The organism is Microbulbifer mixtoriginis (SeqCode) (assembly GCF_052466715.1).
Genome location: NZ_CP174288.1, coordinates 2,171,305 through 2,183,886, shown reverse-complemented (window position 1 = coordinate 2,183,886; position 12,582 = coordinate 2,171,305). Strand labels below are relative to the sequence as shown.

Sequence of the window (12,582 nt, the reverse complement as noted above, 5' to 3'; positions counted from 1 at the left end):
AAATTCATTTCTCTACTAATTACATACCTTACCCTTACGTCGTTAAGGATGCTCAGAATTTACTCATTATTGGGAATTTTGATAATAATTTCGATACTAATTTTGGAGAATTCATATGAAGATGTCCTACCGGTGGCTTAAATTTACCCTCGCCACACTTGTCAGTTTCACAGCGGCTTCACAGATGGTAATTGCGGGCAATAAAGATAATCTAATTACTAATCCGGCGGCACTTGAAGCCATGGGTTTTGATAGCGCGGCGTCTAATGTATATGTAGCTGAAGGGCTTGACCCAGAAAGGCCATTTGATTTTCCCTTATATGCATCAGGTAATCCTGATTCCCAAGAGGGGCTATTCCCCACAGGGAGCACAGACTATTCACCAATTATGCCGAAGTCATTTATTGGGCGACAGGATACTACTGGGTCGGAATGGTTATATTCCGCAGGAGGTGGTACTGAGCTGAGCCGGCTTGGCACTGAGCGGTTTGCCGATGCCCAATTTTGGGATCTACCTAATGGTGGAACCTTGGAGTTTTTTCGGTGGTGGTGGTCTGATAATGACCCCAATTCTGCGATGGCAGCTATGCTATTTGAGGTTTGTCAACCGGCCTTCGGCGCTGGTGCAATAACATTCACGCTTGTAGTCAATAGTACGAGCACTGATGCAGCTAATGGATCAACCGCAATTAACATCCCTAGCCGCCCGATTAATACACAAAGCTGTTATTACCTTGCAAGGGTAAGGTTTGATGCTGCTACCAACCTTCTAAGACTGCAAAAAGTTCGGCTCCAATTTATTCACCCATGAGATTGTTCAAACGCTAGTTTGTATTCTTATGTGAGGTCTCCTCTGTATGGACGAGGCCTTGCTCATACTATTCATCACAAATGATTGTGTGTCTAAGGTATACCATATTTTTCAGCGAGGCGATCAATATCCGCTTGTGATATAGAGTTCTTGGGACATTTGGCTCTAAACCAGGGGTTCAGATCGCTATCACTGCTAGCCGGTAAATTTTTCAGGTCAAAGCATTTATCACCGAGTTGAACAAAGGTGCCTGTCGCTGTTGTGTAGAGGGCATCTTTTGTTTGAAGCTGGCGAACTTTGTTGTTCTCTCGATCCAAAGCTCTCTTTAACCTCGGATCAAAAACCACCGCTTTGTTTTTTGCTCCAGATTCAGCGGGAACCATTAAAGTAACGGCTTTTTGAGACGATAAGTTTTCGGGCTGAGTAGTATTTGCTAGGTCTCTATGTTCACTGGTTGTTTCTCTACTCGGGGCTTCATGTTTTTGCTGAATTCCGGATGAGGGCGGTTTTGCAGTAGCTGAAGCTGCAGGCAATACTTCATTCTGCCCTACTTTCGGTTTTGTAGTGGTTACAGACCTTTTGGGCCTACCTGCACTGTCTGGGCTGTTTATTGGCGAGCTCGCAGTCGGTTTTTTATGTTTTAAGATAAACCTAATTGTAGATTGCTTGTTCAACTGATTATCTGGTGGCACGGAATCTGGAATTGTCAATAAAACCATATGCAAACTCAGTGCTATCGCCAGGGAAACCCAAAGGCGCCATGAAATTGATGTTTCGTTATCTTTATATACTAAGGGGGGAGGCGGGAGTTCCATCTGACTTAAATATCACTTCCGTAGAATGCCTCGGCAAGCACCCAAAAAGAAAAGATCTGACCTGTTGGCTTGCGAGGTTCCAGATCTGACTAGATTTCAGCCAAAAAGTTCTTTGTAAGTAATCCCCTGGTTTATATGGCGAAGTCCAACCCATGCTTTAAATATGAAGAGCTACCTAGATTGCTAACATAAGTGACACACGTCTGCCCGCCAAAAAAACCAGCGGACTCAAGTAATTTAACACCTTCCTTGGGCGAGTATTGATTCGGAACACTGGATCATCAATGCGACTTTTGGGAATCTTGCCAATTTCTAAACTCGCAAGGAAAGAAAAATCACTACAGAGGCGGTTGGCGCTTCATCATGACACTAAGAGCATGAGTGGTATTCAGACAGCGAAGTTCACTAAATTTTCAAAGAAAGGCTTGGTGCTACCAATGAAAAAGCGAAAACTGCTAGACCCAGTCAGAACTGGGATAAGTTCAATAATGCTTTCTTTTCAATGGGGGCAATCATAATAATCCCATGATGGTTGCGAAAAGCCACCCTTTCCCAAAATATCTGGCCTCCCCTTGTACATGGAGTAGACTTTCAGGATTTGCTGAAAAGCTACATACACATAGTCGGGAGATTTAATAAACCTATTTTCCTTGAGGCTCCAATAATACATGGCATCACTATTATAAATAGCAAAGTGGTAATTTCGTTTTCTTGCGCTGGCTAATCCACTTCCAACTTCTTGTGAAGGCAAGTATAACTTGAAGTATACAGCCTGCTTTATAACTTCCTTCAAATTTACATATTTAAAGTTGGTGATAAAATATGCAGCCTCCGATCTTTTATGTGGGGCAATAATACAGTAGTTACCTATTCCCAGAAGTCGGTCCGCATCAGATTTTGCCCTGTTTGAGAAGTCACTACCAATAAACCAGTAAATCACTGTCGTTATTATGGTGGGGGTAACCAAAATAAGTAGAACGCTAAAAGCAATCGTGAGAAAAAATTTTGTATTGATCGTATTTGAAGCCATATAAGGCAACCTGCTGACCACACTGAAAAATTTAATAGTGAAGTATTTTAGATGTTAGTTGGGAGGATTAAAAACAGGCTTGAATACTAAAGCTACCTGATGCTCCTGGCCGCCGTCTTTTAACGGAATGACTCCTGAAGTGAGTCTTTCTCCATCCAGCGTCAGTGAATCAATCTCCCGTGGACAGCCACCGCAATTACTGATGTCGATCTCATAGCGACTGCTGCCAAAGCGCAGCGATAAGTGATAGTTATGCCAGGTTTGCGGTAGGCAGGGTTCGATCACCAAGTGATTACCGTCGAGAATTTTTGCCCCAAGTAATGCCTCTAGTGCACTGCGATAAAGCCAGCCGGACGCTCCGGAATACCACGTCCAGCCACCGCGCCCCACATGGGGGGCCACGCCGTAGACATCGCCGGCTAATACATAGGGCTCTGTGCGATAGCGCTTTACGCCTTCAAGGGTATCGGTGTGGGTAATTGGGTTTAACAAATTAAAGTAATGCCAAGCCCGCTCGCTCTGGACGAGTCCGGCGGCGGCCCAGACGGCCCATGTGGCGGCGTGGGTGTATTGGCCACCGTTTTCACGAATTCCCGGTGGATAACCTTTGATATAGCCGGGGTCCTTCTTGGTTTTGTTAAACGGTGGCTTAAGCAACAGTATTTGCCGAGCGCACTCGTTTACCAGGTGCTGGTCGGCCGATTCCATCGCTTTGCGGGATCGCTCAGTGGGTTCCTGCTGGGATAGCACCGACCAGGTTTGTGCAATCAGGTCAATTTTGCATTCATCGCTGTCCTTAGAACCAATCGGCGTGCCGTCATCGTAATAAGCACGCCGATACCAGGCGCCGTCCCAGCCGCTGTCTTCTACCTGCTGACGGAAATTTTCTCCCAGCTGACGGTAATATTCCGCCAGTGCAGAATCGCCGATGTAGTCGCACAGGGGCGCCATATCCCGACAAACTCGCAGTAAAAACCAGCCCATCCATACACTCTCACCGCGGCCGGTGGTACTGATACGGCTGAAGCCGTCGTTCCAGTCGCCGTTGCCGATTACCGGTAGCCCGTGCGGCCCTACGGCGCCGGCGCGCTCAATTGCGCGGCAGCAATGCTCGTAAAGTGACCCGGATTCATCGCTGCTTTCAAACTCGGCGTAGCGCTCATGCTCATCTTTGCCCAGTGGTGCCCCGGCAAGATAGCTGACCGGTTCATCCAGGATTTGGTAATCACCCGTGGTGCGAATGTATTGGGCCGTGACAAATGGCAGCCACAGTAAGTCGTCGGAGCAGCGGGTGCGCACACCGCGTAAGGGATTTTCATGCCACCAGTGCAGTACATCTCCATCCTGGAACTGGCGTGAGGCAGTGCGCAAAATATGTTGGCGGGTCCAATCGGGATGGGTCCACAGCAGTGCCTGTACATCCTGAAGCTGATCACGGAAACCAAAGGCACCACTGGATTGATAGAAGCCGCTGCGGCCCCAGAGGCGGCAGGCCAGGGTTTGATAAGGTAGCCAGCGGTTTACCATCAGCTCGGTGGCCTTATCGGGCACTCGCACCTGAACAGAGCCCAGATAATTCTCCCAAAACTGTTCGAACTCGGCCTGGGAGTTTGCGGCTCGTTGTGGATCCCGGAATTCACCGGCCAAATCCAATGCCTGGGCACGATCAATCCCCTCCCCCATCACAAAATAAATGTGTTGGGTTTCGCCGATAGCCAGATCAATGTGGACTTGATAAGCGGCGCAAGGGTCGCCGCCAGACTGCACCTTCCCGGAGAGGCCAATCCGAAACAGTGCCTCCGGTGCCTGTGGGCTCCCGGTACTGCCAATAAACTCATGCCGATCTGTGGTCAGACCGTGAGGTGGCAGGCTGGCAGTCAGGAAGGCGACACCGGGTTTGGCATCCGGGACAAAGGCGTTGCGGGCCAATAACGTATTGCTTTCTGGTATGAACTCGCTGACCTGATGAGCCCAACTGTTGCCGCGGGTCAGTCCCATTACCCACTCCACGTAGTAGGTGGCCGTTAAGCGGCGTGGCCTGTTCCAGCCATTTTTCAGTGTCAGCCGGCCAATTTTCACCGGAGCAGTGCGATCGACCGTAATACGCCAGGACTGCTCAAGGCCGTGGCTGTTATGGCGATACTCGGTGTAACCTGCCCCATGTCTTACCTGGTAGTCGGTCTCGGCGGGCCGCGGGGCTGGGGTTGGAGACCAAACCTGAGCGCTCTCTTCATCGCGTAGGTAGAGGGTTTCACCACTGGGGTCGCGGACCGGATCGTTATTCCAGGCGGTCAGCCGGTGTTCACCACTGTTGCCGCTCCAGGTACAGCAGGAGCCCCCTTCGGATACCAGACAACCGAAGTTGGGATTAGCGATGATATTTACCCAGGGTGCTGGAGGGCGCTGGCCCGGTTCTTCCGTCTTGCCTGCTTGTAGATGCAGGATGTACTCGCGCCCATCCGCTGAAAAACCACCCAGGCCATTATCAAATATAAGATCATTTGGGCGTTGCAGGGCTGGTGTTGGTAACTGGACATAACCTGCAGATTGCACCGGTACAAAAGGAGGCAGTGGCTGCATCTGAGCCTGTAGTGCGGTGGCACTATTCTCCAGCTGTGTGGCCACTGGCCCTGCTGAGGAATCGAGTAATACCCGTGCTGCAGCCAAAAGGCCCATACGATCAGACTCTGGCAGCTCCTGGCCTGGCACCATCACCACTGAGCCGTTTAGTTTGCGCATAGTACGACCGCGAATATCGGCGATCATCTCCTGTAACCTGTCGCGGGTCTGCTGGGAATAACCGGCGGAATCCTCATCGACAATAACCAGATCTATAGCCAGGCCGCGGCCGCTCCAGAGAGTGTGGGCTTGCAGAATAGGCTCGGCAAAATCAATGCCCTGCTCACTGCGCACCTGCAGTAGCAGGATTGGGTTATCTCCGGAGATGCCACGGCTCCACAGGCAACGCTGAATATGATGACTGCGGGCCAATACTCGGGAAGAGGCGCGCAGCCCGCCGGAGGGAGCTAGTACAGCGGAGAGCAATTCCATCATCCAGTAGACATCTGCCGCGGGGATACGCAGGTTGTGTAATTCCTGTTCAGACTGCATTCGCGCCAGGTCGTATACCCAGCGTGCCTTGGGCCGCGAGCGATAAGAGCGCAATACAGCCAACAACTCCCGGCGTGATTTACTGGCGCCAGTCAGGTAGATCACTTCGACTTCAGAATGAGGCGAAATAGAAATTTCCTGGGCTGAGGCAATTACCGGGTCTAATACAGGGCCAGTGGTTCCCGTGAAGCCTTCCAGGCCTCGTTGCAGAGCCAGAGGCCTTGCCGGGGACCCGCCGCGGCCGAGGAAACGTACCCGGTCGGTTTCCCAGCCCAGCTGGTGACTTACATCGGCAGAAACCAATGCGCAGTGGGCCAGATAGATCGGTTTTTCCTCGCCGCTGCGAGGCCGCCTTCGATAGAGCATTACCTGCTCATCGGACAGGTACTGGCTCTCCACAAACAGTTTGGCAAAGGCGGGATGACGCTGGTAATCGCGTTCTGGCGCCAGCACCACCTCGGTATAGTCTGCCAGCAGCAGGTGGCGGCTGCGATTGCTCTCATTTTTGATCACCAGTCGGCGAGCTTCTAAGTCATGCTGGGAACTGAGGGCAATGTGTAAGCGGCAGAATAACTCCGCTTCACGGCGCTGGAACTCTACTTCCTGTGGTGAGAAGTTGGCCATACAGTGGCCGGCGTCTCCGCCACAGGGAGCCAGCCCCACAGAAAATAGCTCGTCGCTATCCAGATCGCGGACATAATTCCAGTGCCCGCCCTGGTGTTGGGTCGGATCTGGCTGCCAGCGTGTCAGGGCAAGATTGTGCCAATAGCTGCCACCTGAACCATCTGCTCCGAGCAGCAGGGTGTGGTGGCCATTAGAGAGCAGGTTGTATTGCGGATAGGGTCTCCCCGGAAGAGCAGACCAGCTCTGCAGGGCTCCCTCGGCGTGGAAACTGCGCTGTAGCCCCGGCTGCTGCCAGGGTCTTAGGGCCGGCCGCGCGGTGGGCAGGCGCTCGTGCAGTAGTGGCGTCAGGCCGGCAATGCGCACATCGCTGTGGAAGCGTTGTTGCATTATGTCGTCGTGGAGGTAGTTATTAATGGCCAGCAGGATCATGCCCTGGTGGTGGCTCATATAGGAGCGCACAGTGCGTGCGCGTCGAGGTATAGCTTTGGCCGTACGGCCGTAGTCAATCGCTTCATACAAACCGAACTGGCCGTAACCACCTTCGGCGCGAAGCTGGCGCAGGTTCTCCATAACCCCTGCGGCATCGAATGGTAGTGCCATCATGGAAGCATAAGGCGCTATAACCAGGCGTTCACCGAGGTCGCGACGAAAACCGATACCTGGCACTCCAAAGGCACGGTATTGGTAGTGCAATTGGCTGTCCAGTTCGTAGTAACCGGATTCGGCGATACCCCAGGGCAGTTCGAAGCGGCCGGTAAACTTGCGATGCACTTCAATGGCATTGCGACAGGCCCGCCCTATCAAACTATGCTCAGGCGTTTCCATAAACAGCCGCGGCATTAAATATTCAAACAGGGTCGCACTCCAAGACATCAACACCACCCGGCGATGAAGGTGCCGAAATGGTCGCTCAAGGTGGCGCCAGTGGCGCGCCGGTACATCGCCTTTGGCAATAGCGAGGAAGCCGGTTAGGCGAGATTCTGAGGCGAGTAAATCGTAGTGGTTGGCGTCTAGTGCAGCATCGGTAATGTTGTAACCGATATGAAATAGGTGCTGATCGCGATCGTAGAGGAAGGCGAAATCCATCTCTTCCACCCAGTTGAGTGCCCTGGTGGAAAGGCTGGTGATGTCTCGGCAATAACTGGCGGCATTTTCCCGTGCGCTTTCCAGTGCGCTGTGCATTTTTTCACACCAAGAGGCGGCTTCATCGTGCTCTTGTGGTTCTGCAGCGAGGTGTTTTTGCAGTTGCAGCAGTTGTTGTTCCGCAGCATCACAAAAGTCTGGCATGGTCGATAGAGAAACCGGGATTTTCAAAGTGTCTGCGAGAGAGAGGTAAGCTTTTCTGACATGCTCCACACCCTCCCGGCAGACTTTGGGTGGTACCTGCATAAGTCGCAGCCAGGGTTCGAGCGCCTCCTGATAGCGCCTCGCGGCCACCGCATGGCGGTGCAGTTCATCGAGCCATTGGCGTAGTCGACCGAGATCCTCTGCGCTGAAATTTTTTTCGTCACCCTCGATCAGCGCCAGCATCTGCTTCTGTAGCCAGGGTACATCTCTCTCATAGATATCGTCGATGGTTTGCCACCAGCGATTGTGCTCCGCGCCGGCTTGTAAACGTTGGCGAAACTGCGCTAGCTGCGCGTTGATCTCACGGATTTCGTTGGGGGCGGAGTCCGTATCGACCGGCTGCAGGGTTTCTGCCATGGCATCGAGGGTATCGGTGATCCCCAGTACCAGCTGGCGTCCACTCAGTGGTTCACTTTTCAGGGATTCCAGGCCGGAGGCCAGGGTTAGTAAGCTGCCGGCCAGGTTGCCGCTATCCACGGTGGAGACATAGCGGGGGTTGAGCGGGTGTAGTTCGCGGGTTTCGTACCAGTTGAGGAAGTGTCCGCGATAGCGCTCCAGTCCGCGCATACGGTCGAAGCTGTTGTTGAGTCGAGCTAATAGCAGGCTGAGATCAACGTAACCAAAATCGTAGGCGCTGAGAATAGAGAGCAAGCCCAGCCCGATATTGGTGGGGGATGTACGCCGGGCCAGGACCGCCAGGGGTTCTTCCTGATAATTATCTGGCGGCAGCCAATGGTCATCAGGCCCCATAAAGTGTTCGAAGAAAAACCAGGTTCGCCGGCTTAGCAAACGCAACTCGCGCTTGTCCTCTTCTGTTAGAACTGATGGCTCCAGCTCTCGCGGTAAATTGATATGGTGAAGAAGTTGGGGGGCAAAGAGCCAGGCCAACAAAAACGGTGCTGCAGGTAAGAGACTGGCGGGAACCCAATAAGCCAAGCCTGCAGTTACCAATAGAGCGATCAGTGGGGAAACCCACATCGCACGCCAACTGCCAAACGCAGTCAGTGCACTGCTGACAGAGCGATTCACATGTGCCGCTGATGTCCACTGCAACAAATGGCGGTGGGAAACGCGCAGCCGATAGAGTGTGCGTACGATCGCATCCAACGCGTTAATCGCTTGCACCGGGAGCAGAACCAGCGATAGCAGCCAGTGTAAAAAGCGCTGCTGTAGAACCGCCGGCCCTCCCCGGAAATGAAGATGGGCGCGGCTGGGATCAGCGATGCTGCGCCAGACCATCGATAGTAATTCCTGCCATACCGATGCGGAAGACAACAAAAGTAGCGCCGAAGTCCAAGCCCAGGCATGGCCCGGTAGCCAACCGCTCCAGGCCAGCAGAAAAAGTGCCAACAGGCAGGGGGCCTCCAGGCTGCGTCGCAGATTATCGACGATTTGCCAGCGCTGAATTGTCGGTAAAGGGTTGTCGACTTGTTCACCGCTATCGACCGGTACACGTTTGCCCAGCCAGGAAAGTATCTGCCAATCACCGCGAATCCAGCGGTGCGAGCGGCGCAGCATGGCGAAAACATTAGGTGGGTATTGTTCGTAGAAGACTGCATCCGACAGCAGCCCTACCCCACCGATGGCACCTTCGATTAAATCGTGGCTGAGGATGGCATTTTCTGGAAGATGCCCGGCCAGGGTCTGGGAGAAAACCTCCGGGTCGTAAATTCCTTTACCGGTAAATATCGCCTCGCCGAACAGGTCCTGGTAGGCATCCGAGACGGCGTGGGTGTAGAGGTCTACGGTGCGATCACCGGCAAAAATCTGGCTGAATAGGGTTCCATCAGAGCTAGCCGGGTCGGTTTCCACCCGGGGCTGTAAAAATCCATAACCTGCTACCACTCTTTGTGTGCTGCTGTTGACCACTGCGCGATTGAGTGGGTGCGCTATGGCACCAACGAGGCGTCGTGCGGTGTCTGGTGGCATCTGGCTGTCGGCATCGAGAGTGATGACATAGCGAATGCCTTGCAGTTGTTTGCGATCGCCAAAACAAGTGGTAAAACTTTGCTCCTCATTGTCAGACAATAGTCGGTTGAATTCGATCAGTTTGCCGCGCTTGCGCTCCCAGCCCATCCAGCAGTTTTCCAAGGCATTCCAGCGACGCTCACGATGTAATAGTAAAAACGGTGATCTGCCCTCATCGACCCTGTGGCGTTCGTTCAGGGCTTCAATAGATGCTTTGGCGATTTCTAATAATGTTGTGTCCTCACTGGTACTTTGTGTATCGGCGTCTGCAAAATCACTTAAAACTGCGTAAACAAGATTCCTATCTCCGTTGTTGAGGAAATTGATTTCCAGACACTCGAGAATCCTTTGCATATCCTCCGCATCGGCAAATAGTACCGGCATAACCACAACCGTGCGGTATTCACTGGATATGCCCTTATCAAAATCCAGTTTTGCTAGCAGGCGCGGGGGCAAGCAGTGGGTAATTAAACCGTTAACCAGAGCCAGGGCCATACCGACCACTGGCACTGCGGTAACCAGCAGTACCAATAACGTCAAAATGATAGAAGCACCGCTCCAGAGTAGATAAACAGCCAGGGCAAGTAGCGGTGGAATCGAGAAAAGAGCCAATCCGGAAAAGAATACCCTGGATGCCTTGTGCAATAGCTGCCAATGAAGGCGCTGCAGAAAGCCTGGGCGATATTCCAGTAGGGTTTCCAGCTGTGGGCGCCCTTCATCTATCAGGTAGTATCCCACATGCCGGGTGCGCTTATCGGTTTTCTGTACGCCGCTCAGTTCCACCACGCACTGGGCAACCTGCTGCTCGGTTTTGCCACTGCCGCGCGCCAGCTTTTCTATCACATCCCGGTATCTATCGCGGGTTTCAAAATCCATTCGGCGGTAGGCGTCTACAGGGTCTTTGCGCAATATATGTTCTACACGGCTGAGGGACTCAACAAAATCCCGCCAGTTACAACTGCGCAGTTCTCGCAGGCTAATGATACCGCTGGCAATGCCAACGCTGAGTTCCTCTTCTGTAGCGGTATGTCCTCCCAGGGCATCCTCGGCCAGCTGCGCCAAGTGCTCCAATAGGCAAAGGCGCAAAAGTGCGGGCAGTGCCCAGAGTTCGCCGGTGGTTAAAACAGCATCCTCCTGGTAGTGCTCAACCAACAGGTGAATGGATTGAATATCTACGGGTTGGGAGAAATCGGTGATCAATGCATCGGCAAGGACATGCAAACGCAGGTCGACACTGCCGTCTTCGGCAGAAACTTGTGGCAACTGCTTTAAGTAGTTCACCGGCAGGGACTCACATACCAACTGCAGGGCTTCCTGGACCACATGGCGGTTATCTAGTAGCCACTCTTCACTGCGAGTACTTTTTTCGCCCGCCTCTACCCGAGTGGCGAGATGCCGATAGATTTTCTCGAAATGTTTTTCTAACTGACGCAAGTGCAGTCGCAAGCGGTAGCCACCACCGGTACCGACAGGACTTGCGTGCTGCTTGGCCAGCGCGGCTATGTCTTCCAGGCGCTGCTGTTCATTATCCCGGTTCGAATTGTTACCAATCCCGTGGGCGGTACTCCCAGATTGAGTACCGCTTTGCTCGGACTTTGCATGTACAAAGAACTTGTACCCCTGGCGAGCGCCCTGCTTTTTCCAAAACCGCAATTTCATCGATGCGCTTCATTTCTTACCGGAAGAGTTGAGTGGCGAATTTGGCAGGCTATGTTGTCAGCGCGCAGAGCCTGTAATTGGGATTCCTGCAAATCCTGGAATACCAGAACCGGCAGGTTACTGTGGGATATAACGGAGTGGCAGACGGTACCCGTTACGTGTTGCTCACCGGTTTGCCAGTCGTGCGCGCTCATGGCAATCAGATCGACATCCTCTTCCGCAGCAGTGGCATAAATACACTCGGCGACATTCTGTGCAACCAGCAGCAAGGGCCGCACTTTGATGCCGTTTTCCAATTGGCGAGCCATCTCCTCCAGGTAGACTTCACCCGCGCGTCGATTGCATTCGACAAACTTTTCCCGTGTGGCGTGTTCTTCGCGGGTGATCGGCATTTTGCGGGGCATATCTGGCACAGCAATCACTTGCAGCAGAATCATTTCCATTTCTTGCCCACGCATCATTGATGCCGCCTGGCAAGCAACCCACTCGGAATGAGAGGAACCATCCATCGAGACCAGAATACGGCGGTAAGCCATGTTTTCCTGGGCCGGAGGTTTTAAACCCGGATGCACTATGATGAAGGACCGCCCAGAGCCACTAAAAATCTTTTGGGCGGTGCTGCCGAAATCGAAACGGCTGACGCCACCCTTGCCGTATGCAGTGAGTACAATCAGATCGATATCGACCTCATCGCAGTACTCTACAATCTGCTCTGCTGGGCGCCCCTCCACCACAGACTGGCTTACAGTAATACCCTGCTCCGAAATGGGCTCAGCCAAACGGTTGAGGTAGCTACGCAGCTCTACTCTGCGCAGCCGCCAGTCCACCGGATCTATGCTCTGCTCTTCAGAATTTTGTACATGAAGAAGGTGAATTTTTGCACCACTGTTCTGCGCCAGCATAACTCCATGGGCGATGGCCTCTTCAGCGATAGCTGAGCCATCTAGAGGAAGTAGGATTTGTTTAAACGGCATCTCATTACTCCCTACCGGGGCCCGGCCTGGATCTTCACTAAATGTCATAAGGTTTTATGGCGGAAAGTTTTACTTGCTCGCTACACTGCTGTTCCGGGTTTTAACCTTGTGTTAAACGCGATCCCTGAAAAGCTCTCTAGCACGGTTAAGCTCAAGAGTATTGCAAAGTGTCTATGACGGTGTTGCCCCTGCTGCCAACCTGCAAAAATGTGCTCTATGTCACTGAAAGTTTCAGTTTTGGTA

At 52.6% G+C, this 12,582-nt stretch carries 5 protein-coding genes; 1 reads left to right on the top strand and 4 read right to left on the bottom strand.

Going from position 1 to position 12,582, the window contains the following annotated elements; translation table 11 throughout:
• The first annotated feature begins 115 nt into the window (after positions 1 to 115).
• Entirely contained in the window at positions 116 to 811 is a 696-nt protein-coding gene (locus ACJJH9_RS09615) for a hypothetical protein (RefSeq protein ID WP_444925081.1), read from the top strand.
• Positions 812 to 903: 92 nt separating this feature from the next.
• Here the strand turns inward: ACJJH9_RS09615 and ACJJH9_RS09610 are convergent, their stop codons facing one another.
• The 4 genes from ACJJH9_RS09610 to ACJJH9_RS09595 all read right to left on the bottom strand — a co-directional run bounded on the left by ACJJH9_RS09610 (position 904) and on the right by ACJJH9_RS09595 (position 12,339).
• Positions 904 to 1,530: a hypothetical protein gene (locus ACJJH9_RS09610; RefSeq protein WP_444925080.1), complete on the bottom strand. Its 627-nt coding sequence runs from the start codon at positions 1,528 to 1,530 to the stop codon at positions 904 to 906.
• Between the two features lie 595 nt (positions 1,531 to 2,125).
• Positions 2,126 to 2,656, bottom strand: a complete 531-nt coding sequence (locus ACJJH9_RS09605) for a hypothetical protein (RefSeq protein ID WP_444925079.1) — start codon at positions 2,654 to 2,656, stop codon at positions 2,126 to 2,128.
• 54 nt (positions 2,657 to 2,710) lie between these two features.
• A complete protein-coding gene (locus ACJJH9_RS09600) occupies positions 2,711 to 11,365 on the bottom strand; it encodes a GH36-type glycosyl hydrolase domain-containing protein (RefSeq protein WP_444925078.1) in 8,655 nt (2,884 codons plus the stop codon).
• A complete protein-coding gene (locus ACJJH9_RS09595) occupies positions 11,362 to 12,339 on the bottom strand; it encodes a universal stress protein (RefSeq protein WP_444884900.1) in 978 nt (325 codons plus the stop codon). The genes ACJJH9_RS09600 and ACJJH9_RS09595 overlap by 4 nt, the downstream gene beginning before the upstream one ends.
• Between the last annotated feature and the right edge of the window lie 243 nt (positions 12,340 to 12,582).